The 18753-nt window shown below is 73.8% G+C and carries 21 protein-coding genes; 8 read left to right on the top strand and 13 right to left on the bottom strand.

Annotated elements, in window-relative coordinates; genetic code table 11:
* Positions 1 to 233: 233 nt before the first annotated feature.
* The 7 genes from flgL to IG69_RS0112560 all read right to left on the bottom strand — a co-directional run bounded on the left by flgL (position 234) and on the right by IG69_RS0112560 (position 7060).
* Positions 234 to 1133 (bottom strand): flagellar hook-associated protein FlgL, encoded by a 900-nt coding sequence (gene flgL / locus IG69_RS0112590; RefSeq protein WP_030528529.1) that lies wholly within the window; start codon positions 1131 to 1133, stop codon positions 234 to 236.
* 37 nt (positions 1134 to 1170) lie between these two features.
* Positions 1171 to 2541 carry a flagellar hook-associated protein FlgK gene (gene flgK / locus IG69_RS0112585; RefSeq protein ID WP_030528528.1) on the bottom strand — a complete coding sequence of 457 codons (1371 nt, stop codon included), beginning with the start codon at positions 2539 to 2541 and terminating at the stop codon, positions 1171 to 1173.
* A gap of 1 nt (position 2542) precedes the next feature.
* Positions 2543 to 2857, bottom strand: coding sequence for a hypothetical protein (locus IG69_RS0112580; RefSeq protein WP_030528527.1), 315 nt, complete (start codon positions 2855 to 2857; stop codon positions 2543 to 2545).
* Entirely contained in the window at positions 2854 to 3237 is a 384-nt protein-coding gene (gene fliS / locus IG69_RS0112575) for a flagellar export chaperone FliS (RefSeq protein WP_030528526.1), read from the bottom strand. The genes IG69_RS0112580 and fliS overlap by 4 nt, the downstream gene beginning before the upstream one ends.
* A gap of 16 nt (positions 3238 to 3253) precedes the next feature.
* The gene (fliD, locus tag IG69_RS21080) at positions 3254 to 5119 is read right to left on the bottom strand and encodes a flagellar filament capping protein FliD (protein ID WP_051750518.1); all 1866 of its coding nucleotides are present in this window, start codon (positions 5117 to 5119) and stop codon (positions 3254 to 3256) included.
* A 92-nt stretch (positions 5120 to 5211) separates the two neighbouring features.
* Positions 5212 to 6039 carry a flagellin N-terminal helical domain-containing protein gene (locus IG69_RS0112565; protein ID WP_030528524.1) on the bottom strand — a complete coding sequence of 276 codons (828 nt, stop codon included), beginning with the start codon at positions 6037 to 6039 and terminating at the stop codon, positions 5212 to 5214.
* 157 nt (positions 6040 to 6196) lie between these two features.
* Positions 6197 to 7060, bottom strand: coding sequence for a sigma-70 family RNA polymerase sigma factor (locus tag IG69_RS0112560; protein WP_030528523.1), 864 nt, complete (start codon positions 7058 to 7060; stop codon positions 6197 to 6199).
* A gap of 249 nt (positions 7061 to 7309) precedes the next feature.
* Between IG69_RS0112560 and flgN the strand changes: the two genes are divergently transcribed.
* The 3 genes from flgN to csrA are packed head-to-tail and all read left to right on the top strand — an operon-like array spanning position 7310 to position 8608.
* The gene (gene flgN / locus IG69_RS0112555) at positions 7310 to 7822 is read left to right on the top strand and encodes a flagellar export chaperone FlgN (RefSeq protein ID WP_051750517.1); all 513 of its coding nucleotides are present in this window, start codon (positions 7310 to 7312) and stop codon (positions 7820 to 7822) included.
* 8 nt (positions 7823 to 7830) lie between these two features.
* On the top strand, positions 7831 to 8235 hold the full coding sequence (gene fliW, locus IG69_RS20270; RefSeq protein WP_051750516.1) for a flagellar assembly protein FliW: 405 nt from the start codon (positions 7831 to 7833) through the stop codon (positions 8233 to 8235).
* Between the two features lie 34 nt (positions 8236 to 8269).
* On the top strand, positions 8270 to 8608 hold the full coding sequence (gene csrA, locus IG69_RS0112545) for a carbon storage regulator CsrA (RefSeq protein WP_036830000.1): 339 nt from the start codon (positions 8270 to 8272) through the stop codon (positions 8606 to 8608).
* A gap of 45 nt (positions 8609 to 8653) precedes the next feature.
* Here the strand turns inward: csrA and IG69_RS0112540 are convergent, their stop codons facing one another.
* The 3 genes from IG69_RS0112540 to IG69_RS0112530 form a co-directional block, all read right to left on the bottom strand.
* Entirely contained in the window at positions 8654 to 10114 is a 1461-nt protein-coding gene (locus IG69_RS0112540; protein WP_051750515.1) for a threonine/serine exporter family protein, read from the bottom strand.
* Entirely contained in the window at positions 10111 to 11853 is a 1743-nt protein-coding gene (locus IG69_RS0112535) for a serine/threonine-protein kinase (protein WP_051750514.1), read from the bottom strand. Before IG69_RS0112535 ends, IG69_RS0112540 begins: the two co-directional genes overlap by 4 nt.
* A 287-nt stretch (positions 11854 to 12140) precedes the next feature.
* Positions 12141 to 12569 carry a CBS domain-containing protein gene (locus IG69_RS0112530; protein WP_030528517.1) on the bottom strand — a complete coding sequence of 143 codons (429 nt, stop codon included), beginning with the start codon at positions 12567 to 12569 and terminating at the stop codon, positions 12141 to 12143.
* A 199-nt stretch (positions 12570 to 12768) separates the two neighbouring features.
* Here IG69_RS0112530 and IG69_RS0112525 point away from each other — a divergent pair, with 199 nt between their 5' ends.
* From IG69_RS0112525 to IG69_RS0112505, 5 genes are all read left to right on the top strand, one after another.
* Complete coding sequence (locus tag IG69_RS0112525) at positions 12769 to 13869, top strand: ABC transporter ATP-binding protein (RefSeq protein ID WP_030528516.1); 1101 nt, start codon at positions 12769 to 12771, stop codon at positions 13867 to 13869.
* Positions 13870 to 13984: 115 nt separating this feature from the next.
* On the top strand, positions 13985 to 15226 hold the full coding sequence (locus tag IG69_RS0112520) for a DUF4032 domain-containing protein (RefSeq protein WP_030528515.1): 1242 nt from the start codon (positions 13985 to 13987) through the stop codon (positions 15224 to 15226).
* 97 nt (positions 15227 to 15323) lie between these two features.
* A complete protein-coding gene (locus tag IG69_RS21075; RefSeq protein ID WP_051750513.1) occupies positions 15324 to 16010 on the top strand; it encodes an RDD family protein in 687 nt (228 codons plus the stop codon).
* A gap of 175 nt (positions 16011 to 16185) precedes the next feature.
* Entirely contained in the window at positions 16186 to 16647 is a 462-nt protein-coding gene (locus IG69_RS0112510; protein ID WP_051750512.1) for a DUF4190 domain-containing protein, read from the top strand.
* Between the two features lies 1 nt (position 16648).
* Positions 16649 to 17071, top strand: coding sequence for a DUF2752 domain-containing protein (locus tag IG69_RS0112505; protein WP_030528512.1), 423 nt, complete (start codon positions 16649 to 16651; stop codon positions 17069 to 17071).
* Between the two features lie 16 nt (positions 17072 to 17087).
* On the opposite strand, the gene IG69_RS0112500 is transcribed toward IG69_RS0112505, so the two are convergent.
* From IG69_RS0112500 to IG69_RS0112490, 3 genes are all read right to left on the bottom strand, one after another.
* Positions 17088 to 17543 carry a DUF2752 domain-containing protein gene (locus IG69_RS0112500; RefSeq protein WP_030528511.1) on the bottom strand — a complete coding sequence of 152 codons (456 nt, stop codon included), beginning with the start codon at positions 17541 to 17543 and terminating at the stop codon, positions 17088 to 17090.
* Between the two features lie 4 nt (positions 17544 to 17547).
* A complete protein-coding gene (locus tag IG69_RS0112495; protein WP_030528510.1) occupies positions 17548 to 17874 on the bottom strand; it encodes a CD225/dispanin family protein in 327 nt (108 codons plus the stop codon).
* Between the two features lie 196 nt (positions 17875 to 18070).
* Positions 18071 to 18700: a hypothetical protein gene (locus IG69_RS0112490; protein WP_030528509.1), complete on the bottom strand. Its 630-nt coding sequence runs from the start codon at positions 18698 to 18700 to the stop codon at positions 18071 to 18073.
* Between the last annotated feature and the right edge of the window lie 53 nt (positions 18701 to 18753).

The following is an 18753-nucleotide window of genomic DNA, read 5'->3' as shown; positions in this document are numbered from 1 at the left end:
GACCGACTGCCCCATCGGCGTCCCCCCGGGTGACTTGAGGCGCCAACCGCGGTGTGGCCGAACGGCCGAGTCACGTTCCGACGCTCGGCCGGACCTCCCCGGTCGGCTTGCGCGGAGCCCCTCCCGGTGCCTCACCTTTTCGGGGTCACCCCGAAATGTCCACGAGACCCCGGAACCGTTCCCTTGTCTCGTGCACTTTTCGGGGTCACCCCGAAATGTGCACCGGGCCGGGGTCAGCGCAGGAAGTCGAGGATCGACGGCTGGACGACCTTGGCCGTCGCCTGGAGCGCCGCCTGGTAGGCGGTCTGCTGCACGCTGAGGTCGGTCAGCGCCTTCGCGAGGTCGATGCCCTCGACGGTCGACAGCTGCACCGACGCGCGGGTCGCCGCGGTCTCGCTGACGCTGCGGACCGACTCCAGCCGCGTCGTGCGCGACCCGATGATGCTCTGGCTCGTGCGCAGCGTCGAGCTCGCGGCGTCGAGGTCGCTCAGGCCCTGCTCCATCGCCGTCTTGTCGCCGCTGCGCAGCGCGTCGGAGAGCCGCTGCAGGATGCCGGCCCCGGCCGGGTCGCTCGGGTCGGCGAAGAGGGTCGAGAAGGCCTGCGGTCCCACGATGCTGACCTCCAGCCGGTCCGGACCCGTCGTGATGCGGCGCTCGACCGCGGTCGTGTTGCCGAGGTAGGCCCCGTTGCTCGCGTAGGCGTTCTCGGTGTCCTGCGTGCCGGCGAAGACCGCGCGGCCGAGGTAGCGGGTGTTGGCGACGTCGAGCAGGCTCGAGCGCAGCTGGTCGAGCTCGGCGGCCATCGCCGCGCGCTCGTCGGTGCTGTTGGTGTCGTTGGTCCCCGCGAGCACGAGCTGGCGCGCGCGCTGCAGCAGGGGGCCGCTCTGCATGAGGGCGGAGTCCGCGCTGGCCAGCCAGCCGGCGCCGTCGTCCATCGCGCGCTGCAGCTGCTCGTTGCGCAGGCTCTCGGAGCGCAGCGACATCGCGGTCGCGGTGTCGGTCGGCGAGTCCGACGGCTTGCCGAGGCGCTTGCCCGAGCTGATCTGGTCCTGGGTCGCCTGCAGGCGCGCGAGGCTGGCCTGCAGCGACGAGACGACCTGCTGGCGGGTGGCGCTGGGCGTGACGCGGTTCATCGCGGTGCTCCGGGGACGGGCGAGGCGTCGGACATGGTCATCGTGCCATCTGCATGAGCGTGTTGAGCGTCTCGTCGACGGCGCTGATGAAGCGCGCGGCCGCCTCGTAGGCGTGCTGGAAGCCCATGAGCGAGACCATCTCCTCGTCGACGCTCACGCTGGAGACCCCGAGCCGGGCCGACTCGGCCTGGCCGGCGAGCGCGGTCTGGACGTCGGCCCGCCGCGAGGCACCCTGCACCTGGACGCCGATGGAGACGACGAGGTCGCGGTAGGTGGCGTCGGGGCCGGACTGCAGCTCCGAGAGGGCCGACATCCCGTCGGCGTTCTTGCCGTCGCTGGCCGGCGGCGGCGCGGAGGAGGCGGCCACCCCGGCCGCGGTGAGCGGCGCGAGGCGCAGCGACGCCGCGGAGGTGCCGGCGAAGAACGGGGCCCCGGCCGCGCCGGTCGCGTCGTAGCCCGCGGCCTGCTGGGCGTTGACCGTGCTCGCGAGCGACGCGGCGACGGCGTCGAGGCGCGACATGACGGTCGGGATCGTGCTGTCCAGCGTCGTGAGCATCCCACCGATCTCGCCGGCGCCGACCGTGGCCGGGGTGCCGCTGGCCGCCCAGACGACCGAGACCGGGCTCGCGCCACCGGGGCCGGTGGACGGGCCGGACACGGCGAGGCTGCTGACGTGCGCGCCGGAGACGAGCACCGAGCCGCCGACCGTCAGCGTCATCGTGCCGTCCTCCATCGGCTGCGCGATGGCACCGACGACGTCGCCGAGCTGGCCGATGAGCTGGCCGCGGCGGTCCTCGAGCTCGGAGGTGTTGACGCCGGCGACCTTCGAGGCGCGGATGGCGTCGTTGAGGTCACCCACGTCCTGGGCGAGCCGGTTGACGCGGTCGACCGAGGAGCTGAGCGCCTCGCGGGTGCCGCCCCACTGGGTCGAGAGCCGGCCGGCGAGCTCGCGGAACTGCGAGGCGAGGCGGCCGCCCTCCTCGAGCACGCTCGTGCGGGCCGCGCTGCTCGTCGGGTCGGTCGCGAGGTCGCCCCACGTGCTCCAGAACTCGGCCATGCCGGCCTGCAGCCCGGTGTCGCCCGGCTCGCCGAAGGCGGACTCGACCATCGAGTAGCCGTTGGCGACCTGGGTGGCCGCCGTCGCGGCGCCGCGGGTCTGCTGCGCACGGACCTCGAGGAGCTGGTCCTGGATGCGGGTCGTGCCGAGCACGACGACGCCCTCGCCGATCGCCGGGATGCGCCCGAACATCGACGGCACGTCGGTGCTCGACGCGGCGGCCTGGTCGATGCGCTGGCGCGTGTAGCCGGGCGTGTTGACGTTGCTGATGTTCTGGCCGGCGATCTCGAGTCCGCGCTGGGCGGCCTGGAGGGCGCTCAGGCCCATGCCGAGGGAGGAGGCGCTGGACATCTCAGGCCCTCGCGTCGACGTAGGCCGGCGTCTGCCGGACGGGGGTGGTGTGCGGGCGGCGCTCGTCGGCACCGAGGGCACGGACCGTGGCGGCCATCCGATCGCCGATCTCGGCCTCGAGCGCGCGCGTGCGCTCGAGCGCGGCGGTGGCGCGGGAGGCGAGCCGCTCCGGCAGCGGGCCGGTGGCGCGCGGCGAGCGGCCGAGCACCTCCGCGAGGTCGACGAGGTCCCCCGAGCGCACGGCGTGCTCGGCGCGCGCGAGGTCGCCCTCGACCGCGTCGAGTGCGTCGTCCCAGGAGAGGTCGGCGACGGTCACGACGCCTCCGCGGTGGCCGAGACGGTCGTGAAGGCCTCGCGCAGCGGCTCGACGAGCTCGAGCACCTCGGCCACGAGCTCGTGCGACTTCGTCGCGTTGGCCCGGACGAGGCGCTCGACGACGTAGTCGTAGAGGGCGGCCAGGCCGCGACCCTCGGGCCACATCTCGAGGTCGAGCGAGGTCGAGAGCTCGGTGACGACGTCCTGCGCGTGCCGCAGCGCGTGGTGCGAACCCTGGATGTCGCGCTTCTCGATGGCGATCATCGCGAGGTGCAGGTCCTTGACGAGCCGGTCGAAGAGCAGCACGACGAGGCGGCTCGGGGAGGCCGTCGTCACGGAGTCGCTCTGGTAGAGGCGGCGCAGGGTGGCGGTGGTGGTCACGTCGTCGTCTCCTGGCTCAGTTCGAGCTCGAGTTGGTCGGGAGGGTCTTCAGCTGGCCGGTCAGCCAGTCGCCCTGGGACTTGACGGTCCCGAGGAGGGACTCCAGGGCGGCGTACTGCCGCTTGAGGGTGTCCTCGCGCAGCGACATCCGCGTCTCGAAGGACGCGATCTGGTTCGTGTAGTCGCGGATCCGGCCCTGCTCGGACTTCACCGCGTTGGTGATCGAGCCCTTGAGCGGGTCGGCGGCCTGCTGGGCGACGTCGGCGATGCTCGACGCCATCTTCGTGAGGTTGGCCGTCACCTTGGCCGGGTCCTTGGCGTAGGCGGCGAGGAAGGCCGTCTTGTCGAGGGCGATCTTGCCGTCGCGTCCGACGGTGATGCCGGCGGCGGAGGGCTGCGAGGCGGAGCCGCCGACCGCGGCGTCGGTGACCCGGCGCACGATGTTCTGGGTCAGCGAGTTGCCCAGCAGCACACCGGCGGTCTTGGTGTCGCCGTTGAAGCCGGAGCGCGCGCCGATGAACGAGATGGCGGCGTTCGCCGCGTCGACCAGGGCCTGCATCTTGTCCGCGATGCCGGAGGAGTCACCGGCGACGGTCACGGTGACCGGCGTCGTCGGGTCGGCCTTCGTCGCGGTGATGGTCGTCCCCGGCAGCAGTCCGGTGACGTCCTTGCTCGCCGAGCGGACGTCGAAGGCGCCCGGGCCGGTGCCGACGCGCAGCACCGTGTCGGTCGGGGTCTGGAGCTCGACGAGGTCGCCGAGGCCGCTCGCCCCGAACGCGCCGGCCGAGACCATGACGTCGGACGCGGCGCCGGTGGTCGACGAGGTGAGCTGGAGCTTGTAGGCGGCGTCGCCGACCTTGATGGTCGTGCCGGAGAGGCCGAGCGACGAGGAGGTCGCGGCCGAGGCGACCTGGGCGATGTTCGACCCCGCCGCGAGGCCGAGGTCCGCGAGGGTCGCCGTGCCGGCCCGCAGGCCGCCCGCGAGCGACAGCTGCACGGAGTCCGTGCCCGCCCCGGCGAGCGTGACGGTGGAGCCGGGGCCGAGGTCGCTGAGCGTCGTCGCGACGCCGTCGAGCTCGACGACGCCGTCGGTGCCGTGGGCGGTCGTGGTCGTGTCGGTGAGGCCGAGCGCGGGGTCGGCGGAGACGACCTGGAGCGAGGCGGCGCTGCCCTCGCGGGTGGTGGCCAGGCGCAGCGCACCGTCGTCGCCGGCGGTCGCGGTGAGGCCGCCGCCGGCCGCGCGCGTCACCTCGGCCGCGAGCTGCGACGGGGTGTAGGTGCCGGCGGCGATGCTGATGCTCTGGGGGCCGGACCCGAGGTCGACGACGAGCTGGGCGCCGGAGCCGATGGTCACGGTCGAGCCGAGGGGGACGCCGGAGAGGGTGGCGCCACCCGAGGCCTGGGTCACCTTGACGGTGTGGGACCCGGCCGCGAGCGTCGTGCCCGCGAGGAGGGCGGAGGCGCCGAGCGCCCCGAGGCCCTTCGCGGCGACGACCGGGCCGGCGGTGACGGCGGTGGAGGTCGAGGCGACCGACCCCTTCGAGACCGCGGACCCGGCGGAGGCGACGCTCGACACCGTGAAGGTCGTGGTCCCCGGCAGGGCCGTGCCGTCGGTGACGACGGAGACGGCGCTCGGCGCGGAGGAGGTGGAGGTCGTGGTCGTCCAGCCCGAGGTCTTGAGGAGCGGGTCGGGGACGAAGAACTTCGCGGCGTCGCGCAGGGACAGCATCTGCGTGTTGAGCGACTGGAGGACGCTGACCATCGTCTGGCTGGCGGTCTTGCCCTTCGTCAGGCCCGCGCCCGACTGCCGCTCGACGGTCATCAGCTGGCTGATGATCTGCGTCGTGTTGAGGCCGGAGATCAGCCCGTCGACTCCCGCCATGGTCCTGTTCCTTCCTCGCTGGTGGTGCTGACCGTTCGCCCGGATCCGTGCGAGAGCCGGACCCGGGCGACGGTGTCAGTCAGTGCTCAGGCTCAGCCGAGGAGCTTGAGGACGGACTGCGGGGCGCTGTTCGCCTGGGCGAGCATCGAGACGCCGGCCTGGGAGAGGATCTGGCTCCGGCTGAAGGAGCTCATCTCCTTCGCCATGTCGGTGTCACGGATGCGCGACTCGGCGGCGGCCGCGTTCTCCGACGCGACGCTCAGGCTGTTGATGGTGTGCTGCAGACGGTTCTGCACCGCACCGAGGTCGGCCCGGTTGCCCGAGACGGTCTTGATGGCGGCGTCGATCGCGGTGAGCGCGGCCGTCGCGCCGGTCGAGGTCGACACGTCCAGGGTGTCGGTGCCGAGGGTCGTCGTGTCGGCCTGCGCGAACGCGACGTCGACGGTCTGGCCGCTGTTGGCGCCGATCTGGAACGTGAAGGTGCCGGCGGTGCCACCAGTGCCGTCGAGGAGGTTCTGCCCGTTGAACTGGGTGGTGTTGGCGATGCGGTCGAGCTCGTCGTTGAGGGCGGTCACCTCGCTCTGGATGGCGAGGCGGTCGTCCGCGGTGTTCGTGTCGTTGCCCGACTGGACCGCCAGCTGGCGCATGCGCTGGAGGATCGAGTGCGTCTCGTTGAGCGCACCCTCAGCCGTCTGGACGAGGGAGATCGCGTCCTGGGCGTTGGACGTGGCCTGGGAGAGACCGTTGGTCTGGGCGCGCAGCTTCTCGCTGATCGCCAGGCCGGCGGCGTCGTCCGCGGCGCGGTTGATGCGCAGACCCGAGGACAGGCGCTCGAGGCTGGTGTTCATCGAGCTCTGGGTGGAGCTGAGGTGCCGGTAGGCGTTCAGAGCGGCGACGTTGGTGTTGACCTGCAGACCCATGATGTTTCCTCCTTGGATGGGGTCTCGGACCGCCGTCCGTGGCGATCCGTGCCGCTCCCAGTCGGGGCGGCACACCCCTCATCGGCGGCGCCGTGAGGGACTTGAGGGCCCCGGCGAACTTTTTCCGCCGAGACCGTTCAGGGGTGGTGCGCGGGCGTCAGCCCGCGAACCGGACGCCGGCCGGGCGGCCGGCGACGGAGCCCCGCTGCGCCATGGAGGCGCGCTGGGCGATGTCGGCGTAGTAGCCCGCGCGGCGGCGGGCGGCGGCGGTCGTCGCGGCGGCCGCGGCGGCGGGGCGCTCCTCGCCGTGCGTGGCGCGCATCCCGTCGCGGAGCATCCCGAGGGCCTCCGTGCGCAGCTGCGAGACACGGGACTCGGTGACCCCGAGCTCCTCGGCGACGTCCTTGAGGAGCCGGTCCTCGAAGAACGTGGCCTGGACGACGATGCGCAGCCGCTCGGGCAGTGCCGCGACCGCGGCCGAGAGGTAGCTCTCGCGCTCGCGCTGGACCACGACGTCCTCGGGGGTGCGCTCGTCGCGCGGCAGGGCCGCGTCCGCGACCCCGGCGTCGACGAGCGAGTCGAGGCGGACGACGACCGAGCGGTGCACCGCCTCGGAGACCTGGCGCACGGCCTCGACCCCGACGCCGAGGCGGTCGGCGAGCTCGCGCTCTGCCGGCTCACGGCCCAGCTCGGAGGTCATCGCGCCCCGGATGGCGTCGAGCTCGCGGGCCCGGGTGCGGACCGAGCGCGTCGCCCAGTCCATCGAGCGCAGCTCGTCGAGGAGGGCTCCCTTGATGCGGGTCGCCGCGTAGCGGCCGAACGGCACGCCCCGGCTCGCGTCGAACGACTCGGCGGCCGACGCGAGGGCGAAGAGGCCGGCCGACGTCAGGTCGTCGGTCGCCACGTGGGAGGGGAGGCGGGCGCTGAGGGCGCGCACCTCGTAGCTGACGATCGGGAGGTGCTCGCGGCAGAGCGCGTCCACGTCGTGACGGGGGGCCGCAGGGGAGGCCGTGGTGGTCATGGGTCCACTGTCGAGGGACGTCCGAGCATGTCGCCAGCCGTAGAAGGCTCCGGGGCCGACTTCGATCCCTTCGGCCACCGGGGGCGTCTCCGACCGGTCACCGGGGGTCGTCCGAACGGCCGGTTGTCGTGCCGATCCGCGCCTGCGCCACGCGTGCGCGCGCGCGTGGCAGACTGGCTGGAGCACCCAGAGCCGGATCCGTCCCGCGGAGCCGCTCAAGTCCGCCCCGCCCGACCCGATGAGGACACCGTGCCCGACAGCCAGACCGACATCGCCGCCGCCTGCGCGGACCTGTCCGAGTCGCTGTGGCGCACCCGCGAGCTGCTCGACGTGCTCGCCTACCGCATCGAGGTCCAGCGGGCCCTCGTCGAGACCGCGCGCTCCGGCTGGCTCGCCCGCTCGACCCGCGAGGTCGACGACACGATCGCGACGATCCGCTCCTCGGAGCTCGCGCGCTCGGTCGACCTCCTCCCCCTCACCGAGGCCCTCGGCCTGTCCCCGCAGGCCAGCCTGCGCGAGCTGGCCGAGGCCGTGCCGGCGCCCTGGGACCAGGTGCTCGCCGAGCACCGGCACGCCCTGGGCGAGGCCACCGCCGCGCTCCTCCAGGCGGCCCTCGCCAACCGCGAGCTGCTCGCCTCGAGCGCGCAGGCCATCGAGGAGGCGCTCTCGCGCTTCCACGGAGCCGGCGCCGGCTCCACCTACACCGCCAGCGGACGGCGTGACCGGGACACCGCCGGGCGCCTCTTCGACGAGACCACGTGAGGGACCGGATGACCCAGCCGACCCAGGAGGCGGACCTCGACGTCCGTCGGATCCACCTGCCCGAGGGCCTCGTGGGCTTCCCCGCCACCGAGTACGAGGTGCGGGCGGTCGCCACCGGGCTGTTCGACCTCGCCCCCGTCGGGGACGCCGGCCCGAGCTTCGTCACCGCCGACGCGGCCGCGTTCTTCCCCGACTACCACCCCGAGATCGACGACGCGACGGCCGACCGGCTGCACCTGAGCACCGCCGAGGACGCCCTCGTCCTCGTCGTCGTGACGATCGCCGAAGACATCACCCGCTCGACGGCCAACCTCCTCGCCCCCCTCGTCGTCAACACCCGCACCTCCGACGCCGAGCAGGTCGTCCTCACCGGGCAGGACCTCCCCCTGCGGGCGCCCCTGGTGGCCGCATGACCGGCGCCGGGCTGCTCGGCCGGGGGGTGCTCGCGTGCTCGTCCTGAGCCGACGCCCCCACGAGGCCATCCGGATCCGCCACGACATCGTCGTGACGGTCCTCGAGATCAGCGGCGACAAGGTGCGCCTGGGCATCGAGGCGCCCGGTGACGTCCAGATCCACCGCGAGGAGATCTACCTCGCGGTGCGCGCGGCCAACGAGGAGGCCACGGCCCGTCCCGGCGCCGCCGGCGACCTCGCACGTGCCCTCGGTGGCGGCGCCCCCGCTCCGCGCGGCCCGGCCGGCCCCGCCCCCTCGACTCCGGCGGCGCCCCCGGCGGCGTCCCCGGCTCCGGCCACCCCGCGGCCGCCGACCGACCCGCGTCGGGGCTGACCCCGCTCCCGGGGTCCGTCACGACGGACCCGTCGTCGGGCTGCGTCAGCGCGGGACCGCGTCGGTGCGCGGCCGGCGCGAGCCCCGGACGTGGCGGTCCCACGGCGCGGCGAGGTACTCACCGAGGACGGTCCCCGTGGCGATGGCCAGCAGCACGCCGCCGGCGGACAGCAGCGTCGACAGGCCGGACTGGAAGGTGAGCAGCCCCGAGTCCTGACCTTGGGCGACGAGCTCGTAGAGGCCCCGGAAGATCGTCAGACCGGGCAGCAGGCCGAAGCTCGCGGGCACGACGAGGACGAGGGAGGGGGCATCCATGCGCTGGGCCAGCAGCCGGCCGAGCACGCCGACCACGACGGCCGCGATGCCGGTGGCCGTGACGGCCCCGACCCCCGGGCCGCGGGTGAGCACCGCCGAGACCGCGACCCCGACGATGGTGAGCAGCCCCATCGGGAGGATGAGCCCCCGGCGGCTCTGCACGGTGACCCCGGCGGCGAGACCGACGACGAGGGACGCGAGCAGGGCCGGGACGATCGGGGCCTGGCTGACCCGCAGGTCCAGCACGTCCGGCGAGACGAAGCTGCTGCTGGTCCAGCGGGTGAGCATGAGCATCGCGGAGAGCCCGGACGCGATGCCGATGATCAGTCCGGTCAGCGACAGCAGCACGGCGAGCAGGCGCCCGGCGCCGGTCAGCGGGTAGCCGAAGATGACGTCCTCGATCGCGGAGGCCATCGTGCGTCCGGGCAGCATCGCGACGATGCCGCCGGCGACGACGAAGGCGAAGTCGGCCTCCGTGAAGGGGATCGCCCCCGTCGCGCCGATCGCGTAGAGGCCGCCGGCGAGGAGGGTCGCCGCGAAGGCGTTCATGGCGTTCCCGTAGAACTCGGGCAGGTCGACCCGGGCGTGCAGCCGGGCGATCCCGGCGACCGCGAGGACCACCCCGATGGTCGCGAGGGCCGCGAGCGCGCTGGCGCCGATGACGACCGCGACGGCGGAGGCCAGCACGGCGTTGGCGAGCGAGATGGCCCACTTCGGGTAGGTGCGGGGGGTCCGCTTGATCTGCCGGAGCCGGTCGGAGGCCTCGTCGGGGGTCACCTCGCCGGCGACGAGCGACTCGACGAGCCGGTGCACCGCGACGAGGCGCGCGTAGTCGAAGCGGGTGTGCCGCACGACCTTGAGCATCGTGTGCTGGCGCCCCTCCGCGCTGCGCGCCTGGACGAGGATCGACTGGAGGGTGATGTCGAGCTCGACCTGGTCGACACCGGCGGCCGCGGCCGTCGCGGCGATCGCACCCTCGACCTGCGGGGCGCCGGCGCCGCAGCGCAGCATCAGCGCGCCGACGCGCAGCGCGAGGTCGAGCCCGCGCTCGATCGTCGGGTCCGGGGCGGAGGCGCCGGGGATGCGGGCGTGCCGGTAGGGCGTGCGGCGCAGCAGGTCCGCCATCGGCATCGGCTCGGTGGGCAGGTCGCCGCGCAGGATGCGGGCCCGCCGGGTGCGGGGGTCGGTCACAGCTGCGGCACCACCTGGTCGACCCACGACGGGGCCTCGGGCAGCGGCCACCACTCCGGCCCGCCCCGGGAGGCGGTGAGCGCGGTGAGCAGCGCCCCGGCGAGGAGGAGCGCGACGACGAGCACCTGCCGCACGGTCGGGTGCCCGGTCGCGCCGCGCACGAGGCTGCGGCTGCCCCGGCGCAGGCCGGCGCCGCCGGGGCCCCACCAGGCGGTCAGCGCGGTGAAGACACCGGCCGCGAGCAGCGGCACGACGCCGTCGGCCCGGGTGGCCCCGCCGGTCACGCTGCCGACGACGAGGGCCCCGGCGAACATCGCCGACACCCCGACGAGCAGCGGGAGCGCGAGGGTGACGAGGGTGCCGACGGCCCCGACGACGACGTGCCACGGGCTGCTGACGACGGCGACCGCGACGTCGCTGCCGCGGGCCCCCCGGTCGTGGCGGCGCATGACGAGGGAGGTGACGGACCGGTCGGCGGTGCGCGCGAGGACCATCCACACCGCGAGCGCGGCGAGGGCGACGAGCGGCGCGGTGGCCGTCAGCCCCGCGAGGAGGGCGAGCAGCGCGAGGAGCACACCCGAGCGCGTGGGCAGGCCGATGCGGGGGTCGACGCGCGCCTCGAGGACGTCGTCGTCGTCCGGTCGCGGTGCGGGCGGCAGGGCGTAGGGCGGCGGCCCCGGCCGGCCGGCGCCGGTCGGGGGTGGCGGGAGCGGGTCGCGGGACGGCGCGGGCTGCGGTCGGACGCGCGGGGCGACGGGCGGCAGCGGCGCCGGGGCCGTGGCCGTGGCCGGCGCGGGCAGCACCGCGGTGCCGGACGCCGGGAGGGCCTGGGTCTCGGGGCGCGCCTGGGTCTCGGGGCGGGCGCGGCGCACCTCGATGGCCGAGGTCGCGAGCTCGCCGCGCGCGTAGCGCTCGAGGGCGCGGACGACCTCGTGCTGGTGCGGTCGCTCGTCCGGGTACGGCGAGAGCGCGGCGTACAGCAGGGGCTCGATGCGGGGGTCGACGGCGACGAGGTCCGGCTCGCCGGCCGCCACCCGCGCGAGGACGGCGCTCATCCCGCCGCTGCCGAACGGCGGCGTGCCGCTCGCCGCGAAGGCGGTCGTGGCCGCCCATCCCCACCAGTCCGTGGCGTCGGTGACGTCGTCGCCGTGGACGACCTCGGGGGCGAGGTAGCCGGGGGTGCCCATGACGAGGCCGACGCTGGTCAGCCGGACGTCGTCGACGACGTGGGCGATGCCGAAGTCGATGAGGACCGGGTCGCCGTCGACGAGGAGGACGTTGCCCGGCTTGACGTCGCGGTGCACGACGTCGGCGGCGTGGATGGCCTCGAGCGCCTGGGCCAGGCCGTCGGCGAGGCGGTGCAGCTCGGGCGGGGGCAGGGGCCCGCGGGCCGCGACGTGGGTGTCGAGCGCCGGGCCGTCGATGAAGCGGGTCACGACGTAGGGGGTGTCGCCGTCGACGTCGGCGTCGACGACCGGCGCGACGAAGGGGCTGCGGATGCGCTCGAGCGTGTCGACCTCGCGGGCCAGGCGCCGGCGGGCGTCCGGGTCGTGCGCGACGTGGGAGCGCAGGACCTTGACGGCGACCGCCCGGCCGTGGCGGTCGAGCCCGAGGTGGACCACGCCCATCCCGCCCTCGCCGAGTCGCTGGACCAGCCGGTAGGGCCCGAGCCGGGCGTGCGTCCCCGGGTCGTCGGGATCCGGGGACGGATGTCCGTCCACGGGGGCGTCGGCGGTCATGGCTCCACGGTATTCGCTGGGGCTGGGTACGCGCTGGACGGGTGCACCCCCGAACCGCTCCCCGCGCCCCCCCGTACATCAATCGACGAATGTGTCGATAGCTGCGCACCCGCGCAGACCCCATCCGTGCAGAAATCGACGAATGTGTCGATAGCTGCGCACCCGCGCAGACCCCATCCGTGCAGAAATCGACGAATGTGTCGATTCCTGCACACCCGCGCGGCGCGGCACCGGATGCTCCCGCGCCACGCAGCACCTTCGCGGCGTGGCGGGAGGTCCCGGGAGGGCTACTGCTGGATGTAGTCGCGCAGCTGGTCGCGCTCGGCCTGCAGCGTGTCGATCCGGAACTTGACGATGTCGCCGATGCTGACGATCGCCCCGAGCGCGCCGTCGACGACGACCGGCACGTGCCGGATGCGCCGCTCGGTCATCCGCGTGGCGAGGTCCTCGAGCGAGTCGTCGGGCGTGCAGGTGTGCACGTCGGCGGTCATGATCTGCTCGACGGGGGCCTCCAGCGCGCCGGCACCGTCGGAGTGCAGGTGCCGCACGACGTCGCGCTCGCTGACGATGCCGTGCACCGACGAACCGTCGCCGCTCACGACGACCGCGCCGATCCGGTGCTCGGCCAGGAGGGCCAGCAGCTCGGTGACGGTGGCGTCGGGCCGCACCGTGACGACCGCATCACCCTTGCGCTTGACGACGTCCGCGATCCTCATGGCCCAACCGTAGGGACTCCCGGCGGGACGCGCCAGAGGAAGCCGGGCCGCCGCGCCATCCCCTGGGACGGTCCTCGCGGCGCGGGCGGGTCGTCCGGCATACTGGCGAAACCGTTTGCACCGACGCAGGCGGGAGCTCCACCCCTTTACGACGGATCGTCCGGCACGTTCCTGCCGGTGAAGGAAAGGCAACGACGCCATGGCAACTGTGAAGTTCGACGAGGCCACCCGCATCTACCCGGGCAACGACACCCCCTCGGTCGACAAGCTGAACATCGACATCCAGGACGGGGAGTTCCTCGTCCTGGTCGGTCCCTCCGGCTGCGGCAAGTCCACCTCGCTGCGCATGCTCGCCGGCCTCGAGGAGGTCAACGGCGGCAAGATCTGGATCGGTGACCGCGACGTCACCGACCTCTCGCCGAAGGACCGCGACGTCGCGATGGTCTTCCAGAACTACGCGCTCTACCCGCACATGACGGTCGCCGACAACATGGGCTTCGCCCTGAAGATCGCCGGCGTCGACAAGGGCGAGATCCGCAAGCGCGTCGAGGAGGCCGCGAAGATCCTCGACCTCACCCAGTACCTCGAGCGCAAGCCGAAGGCCCTCTCCGGTGGCCAGCGCCAGCGCGTCGCGATGGGCCGCGCGATCGTCCGCAGCCCGCAGGTCTTCCTCATGGACGAGCCGCTGTCGAACCTCGACGCCAAGCTCCGCGTCCAGACCCGCACCCAGATCGCCAGCCTCCAGCGCCGCCTCGGCGTCACGACCGTCTACGTCACGCACGACCAGGTCGAGGCCATGACGATGGGCGACCGCATCGCCCTGCTCAAGGACGGCGTCCTCCAGCAGTGCGCGACCCCGCGCGAGATGTACGACAACCCGGCGAACCTGTTCGTCGCCGGGTTCATCGGCTCCCCCGCGATGAACCTCGTCACCGTCCCGGCCTCGTCCGACGGCGCGAAGTTCGGCAACCACACGGTCACCATCCCCCGCGAGGGCGTCGAGCACGGCGGCTCGCACGTCGTCGTCGGCGTCCGCCCGGAGGACGTCGAGATCACGACGAACAACGACGGCCTCGAGCTGACGATCGACGTCGTCGAGGAGCTCGGCGCCGACGCGTACGTCTACGGCACGCCGACCGACGGCGACATCAGCCTCGTCGGGGGCGACGACAACCTCGCCAAGCCCTTCATCGCGCGCGTCGACGGCCGCTCGGTCCCCCCGAAGGGCTCGAAGGTCTACGTCTACCCGAAGGCGCAGCACATGCACGTCTTCGACCCCGAGAGCGGCAAGCGCCTCTGAGGCGTTCCGCCGACTCGCCCGCACGCGACGACGCCCCGGACGAGACACTCGTCCGGGGCGTCGCCCGTCCCCGGCCCGCCCGCCGTCCCGAGTCCCCCGACCCCGGAAGCCCGTCATGGCCCTCGAGCTCACCGCCGCCCGCCCCGACCCCGCCCTGCTCGACCTGCCCTGGCGCATCCCGCTCGAGGAGTGGCCGGAGGACATCCTCGCCGCGCTCCCCCGCGGCATCTCGCGGCACGTCGTGCGCTTCGTCCGCCTCTCCGGCCGCGTCCTGGCCATCAAGGAGATCAAGGACGACATCGCGCGCCGCGAGTACGAGATGCTGCGCAACCTGCGCCGGCTGCACCTGCCGTCGGTCGAGCCGTTCGCGGTCGTCAGCGGGCGCGTCGGCCTCGACGGCGAGCCGCTCGACGCCTGCCTCGTGACCCGGCACCTCCAGTACTCCCTCCCCTACCGCGCCCTGTACAGCCAGTCGCTGCGCAAGGGCACGGCCACCCGCCTCATCGACGCCCTCGCCGTGCTCCTCGTGCGCCTGCACCTCACGGGCTTCTGGTGGGGTGACGTCTCGCTGTCCAACACCCTCTTCCGCCGGGACGCCGGCGCGTTCGCGGCCTACCTCGTCGATGCCGAGACGGGCGAGCTGCGCAACCGGCTGAGCGACGGCCAGCGCGAGCACGACCTCGAGATCGCGCGGGTCAACATCGCCGGCGAGCTGATGGACCTCGACGCCGGCGGCCTGCTCCAGGAGGAGCGCGACCCGGTCGACGTCAGCGAGCGCATCGTCACCCGCTACCGCGAGCTCTGGGCCGAGCTGACCAACGCCGAGACCATCGACGACACCGAGCGCTGGCGGGTCGACGACCGCATCCGCCGCCTCAACAAGCTGGGCTTCGACGTCGACGAGCTCGAGATCACGACCGACATCGACGGCACGTCGATCCGGTTGCAGCCGAAGGTCGTCGACTCGGGCCACCACTCGCGGCGCCTGCTGCGGCTCACCGGTCTCGACGTCCGCGAGAACCAGGCGCGCCGGCTGCTCAACGACCTCGAGGTGTACTCGGCCGCGACGGGTCGTCAGGGCGAGGACGAGGAGATCATCGCGCACGACTGGCTCGCGCAGGTCTACGAGCCCGTGACCCGGGGCGTGCCCCGCGACCTCGTCGCCAAGCTCGAGCCCGCCGAGGTGTTCCACGAGGTGCTCGAGCACCGGTGGTACATGGCCGAGCGCGCGCAGCACGACGTCCCGATCCGCGAGGTCGTCGACGACTACGTCGCCAACGTGCTCCCCGGCAAGCCCGACGAGCGCGCGGTCCTCGGCGTCGACACCGAGGAGCTGCCGGTCATCGCCGACCGGTGACGTCCCCGACCGGCCGCCGGCCGCGCCCTAGGATCGACGGCGTGCGCACGCGACACCGCGGGGCGGCCGCCCCGCCGCACGCCGACGGAGGACCTCGATGAGCGACCAGCAGCCCCCCACCCCGGAGCAGCCCGCTCCGCCCCCGGGACCCACCGCGCCGCCCCCCGCGCCGTACCAGCCCGCCGAACCGAACCAGTCTGCGCCGCAGCAGAACCCGTACGGCGGATGGACCACCGCGCCGGCGTACGCCAGCGGACCCGCCGTGCCGGAGTCGGTGCCGTACGTCGAGGCCCACTTCGGCCCCGTCGCGTCGTTCGGCGACCGGGTGCTCGCGCTGCTCGTCGACGCCGGCCTCTCGTTCCTGCCGTTCCTCCTCATGCTCGCCGGCATCCCCTTCATCGTCGCGGGGGTCCCGGACCGCAACGGGGTCGACGAGTACGGGATGACGACGTACGGGGACGCCAACGGTGCGCTCATCGCCGTCGGCATCGCCGTCATGGTGCTGTTCTGGCTCGTCGGCGTCGGCTTCCAGCTGTGGAACCGGGTCTTCCGGATGGGCCGGCGCGGCCAGAGCATCGGCAAGTCGGTCGTGGGCCTCAAGCTCGTCGACGCCCGCACCGGCGCCCCGATCGGCGCGGGGAACTGCTTCCTGCGCGAGCTGGTCAGCGGGGTCGTCAACGGCGTCGTCTACCTCTCCTACCTCTGGATGCTCTGGGACGACAACCGGCAGACGGTCGCCGACAAAGCCGTCCACTCGACGGTCATCAAGGTCCCGAAGTCCTGACCTCCTCGGGTCGAGGTGATGTCCGACCCACAGGTGGTCGGACATCACCTCGACCCCCGAGGATCCGGGCGCACCGGGGCCCCCACGACGGCCGTGGAATGCCGCGGCGCACGGCCGCGCGGCCGCTAGGGTGAACGCGAGCCGGCGCTCGCCGGCCCCTGACGACGGAGGACCCATGAGCAGCAGCACGCCCCCGCCCCCGCCGCCCCCGCCCGGTGGGAGCTACCCGCCCCCGCCGGAGCCCGAGGAGCCGAGCGACTCGTCGGCCACCGGTGGCTACCCGCCGCCCCCGCCGCCGCCCGGTGCCGGTGGTGGCTACACCGCACCGCCCAGCATGCCCGTCCCCGGCGGCTCCCCCGCCGGCGGCCTCGGCGGCAACAACACGAAGGCGGTCATCGCCCTCGTCCTCGGCATCGCCGGTCTCGTCTTCGCCATCTGCTGCTCGATCGTGGGGCTCCTGCTCGGCATCGGCGGCGCCGTGCTCGGCTACCTCGCCAAGCAGGAGATCGGCCGCACCGGCCAGGCCGGTCGCGGTCTCGCGCAGGGTGGTTTCGTCACCGGCATCATCGCCGTCGTCCTCGCCGTGATCATGATGGCGCTCGGTGCGGCCAACTTCGCCGCCAACTACACCAACTGAGATGACGACCCACGTCGGCGGCCTCGGTCACCTCTCACCGCGCGTGTGGTGGGGGGCGGCCGGGGTCGCCGTCGCCGGTGGGGCCGCGTGGCTCGCCACCCACTCCCCCTACGAGGCCGGTCACTACCCCGGCTGCGTCCTGTACGCGGCGACCGGCCTGTACTGCCCCGCGTGCGGGGGGACGCGCGCCACCTACGAGCTGCTGCACGGCCACGTCGGCGCCGCCTTCGAGCGCCACCCCCTCGTGCCGCCGCTCTACCTCGCGGTCGTGCTCTACCTCGGCTACCGCCTCCTGCGCGCGCGCCAGGGGCGCCCGGTCCGCACGATCGTCCCGAACTGGCTGCCCGTCGCCTTCGGCGTCGCGGTGCTCGTGTTCGGCGTGGGGCGCAACCTGCCCGGGGCCGAGTTCCTCTCCCCCGCCTGACCTCGCGGCCCGCCGCTCAGGCCGGCGAGAGCCAGCCACACCCCGGCACGTTGCGCAGCGCCCAGTAGGCCAGCACGACGCCGAGCAGTGCGTGGATCGCGGAGGCCGGAGCCATCGTCGTGCGTCGTCGGCCGAGCCACTGCCGGCGCGACCAGCGCACGAACCACGCCGTCAGCCAGACCGCCGCCACGACCGCGAGCGGGTTGCGGGCCAACGCGGTGCCGACGTCGCCGTGGGCGAGGGCGTGGACGGCACGCAGCGATCCGCAGCCCGGGCACCACGTGCCCGTGAGGAACAGCCACGGGCAGGGCGGGTAGTGGCCCGGCGCGTTCGGGTCGAGCGAGCCGACGACGGTGACCACGGTCGCGGCCGCACCGGCGACCGCCGCCGGGCGCACGAGCCGGTGCCACCGGACGGGGCTCGTCTCGAGCGAGCGGACCCGCTCGAGGCGCGAGGCGGCGGCGGTGGTCATCCGGTCAGGGGCTCGTCGTCGTCGACGTGGCCGCCACGAAGCTCGCGACGAGGCCGAACCACAGGAGCACGCCGAGCACGATGCCGACGACGCCGGCGATGACCGACCACTTGATCCACTTCCCCGCGGCGGCGGCCGACTCGTGCGCACCGGCGACGTCGCCCGCGCCCCAGCGGGTGTTGACCTCGGCGGACTTGACGATGGCCACGATGCCCAACGGCAGGCAGCAGAAGAGGGTCGCGAGGATGGACCACACGAGCTTGTTGTCGGGCGGCCCCCCGGCGGGGTGGCCCGGGACGGGCGGCGGAGGGGTGGCACCGTAGGCGGACATGTCGCCTCGCTTCCTGGAGGTCGGCGGGGGCGGACCCCGACCTCATCGGTCGCCGGCCCCGCACCCCGTGCCGGCTCGTCCGGCGGCGTCGATCGTGGCACAGACCCAGTTCGCGGGCAGGCGGTTTCGTGACGTCCGTGGACGAAGGTGCCCCGCACCGGTGGCCGGTGCGGGGCATCCTCTGGGTCGTGCGGGGTCAGTAGCGCGGGGCGTTGCTCGCGGCGTAGAACTCCGAGGACTCCTTGCGCCAGAGCAGGTACACGATGTACCCGCCGAGGGCGATGCTCACGATGCTCAGCACCCGCGAGAGGAGCGGGGTCGGCTGCGCCAGCCCGATGAGGAACGTGACGAACGAGAGCGCGAAGAGGATCGAGGCCGTGATGCGCGCCCAGGACTTGCCCTTGCCGTTGGCCCAGGCCATGAGGAGCCAGAGGCCGGCGCCGAGGAGGCCGAAGACGACCGCGACGGCGATGCCGATGGTCACCGCGCTGTCGACGAGCGTCTGGTCGACGGTCTGGCCGGAGTCCTGCAGCGCCTGGGTGGCCTGCTCCCGGATGTCGCCGGCGAAGACGAAGCTGAGCACGAGCGAGACGAGGGAGAGCACCGCACCCACACGCATGAGCATGACGGCGGTGTCCATCGACTTCGGGCGCGTGACCGGACCGGCCTGCGGGGCGTAGCCGTACGCCGGCGCGGGCGGCGGTGCGCCGTAGGGGTTCTCGGCCGGCGGGGTGCCGTACTGCGGGGCGCTGCCTCCGGGCGGCGGGGGCGTCCCCGGGCCGGTGGGCTCACCGGGGGGCGGGGGCGGCGGGTACTGGTCGGACATCGTCGGTCATCCCTCCTCGCGAGCGGCGACGGCGGTCGTCGGTGGACCGCTCG

Origin of the sequence: Phycicoccus jejuensis, assembly GCF_000720925.1 — a bacterium.
In the GTDB taxonomy this organism is placed as follows: Bacteria; Actinomycetota; Actinomycetes; order Actinomycetales; family Dermatophilaceae; genus Phycicoccus; species Phycicoccus jejuensis.
This window is presented reverse-complemented; position numbering and strand designations above follow the sequence as displayed.

Bases quoted from the DNA above. Each gene is read 5' to 3' on its own strand.
- fliD (WP_051750518.1), bottom strand. From the start codon at position 5,119: ATGGCGGGAGTCGACGGGCTGATCTCCGGCCTCAACACGACGCAGATC.
- IG69_RS0112525 (WP_030528516.1), top strand. From the start codon at position 12,769: ATGGCAACTGTGAAGTTCGACGAGGCCACCCGCATCTACCCGGGCAAC.
- fliW (WP_051750516.1), top strand. From the start codon at position 7,831: ATGACCCAGCCGACCCAGGAGGCGGACCTCGACGTCCGTCGGATCCAC.
- IG69_RS0112520 (WP_030528515.1), top strand. From the start codon at position 13,985: ATGGCCCTCGAGCTCACCGCCGCCCGCCCCGACCCCGCCCTGCTCGAC.
- flgL (WP_030528529.1), bottom strand. From the start codon at position 1,133: ATGAACCGCGTCACGCCCAGCGCCACCCGCCAGCAGGTCGTCTCGTCG.
- flgK (WP_030528528.1), bottom strand. From the start codon at position 2,541: ATGTCCAGCGCCTCCTCCCTCGGCATGGGCCTGAGCGCCCTCCAGGCC.
- IG69_RS0112530 (WP_030528517.1), bottom strand. From the start codon at position 12,569: ATGAGGATCGCGGACGTCGTCAAGCGCAAGGGTGATGCGGTCGTCACG.
- IG69_RS0112565 (WP_030528524.1), bottom strand. From the start codon at position 6,039: ATGGGTCTGCAGGTCAACACCAACGTCGCCGCTCTGAACGCCTACCGG.
- IG69_RS0112510 (WP_051750512.1), top strand. From the start codon at position 16,186: ATGAGCAGCAGCACGCCCCCGCCCCCGCCGCCCCCGCCCGGTGGGAGC.
- IG69_RS0112495 (WP_030528510.1), bottom strand. From the start codon at position 17,874: ATGTCCGCCTACGGTGCCACCCCTCCGCCGCCCGTCCCGGGCCACCCC.
- IG69_RS0112500 (WP_030528511.1), bottom strand. From the start codon at position 17,543: ATGACCACCGCCGCCGCCTCGCGCCTCGAGCGGGTCCGCTCGCTCGAG.
- IG69_RS21075 (WP_051750513.1), top strand. From the start codon at position 15,324: ATGAGCGACCAGCAGCCCCCCACCCCGGAGCAGCCCGCTCCGCCCCCG.
- IG69_RS0112490 (WP_030528509.1), bottom strand. From the start codon at position 18,700: ATGTCCGACCAGTACCCGCCGCCCCCGCCCCCCGGTGAGCCCACCGGC.
- IG69_RS0112560 (WP_030528523.1), bottom strand. From the start codon at position 7,060: ATGACCACCACGGCCTCCCCTGCGGCCCCCCGTCACGACGTGGACGCG.
- IG69_RS0112505 (WP_030528512.1), top strand. From the start codon at position 16,649: ATGACGACCCACGTCGGCGGCCTCGGTCACCTCTCACCGCGCGTGTGG.
- IG69_RS0112535 (WP_051750514.1), bottom strand. From the start codon at position 11,853: ATGACCGCCGACGCCCCCGTGGACGGACATCCGTCCCCGGATCCCGAC.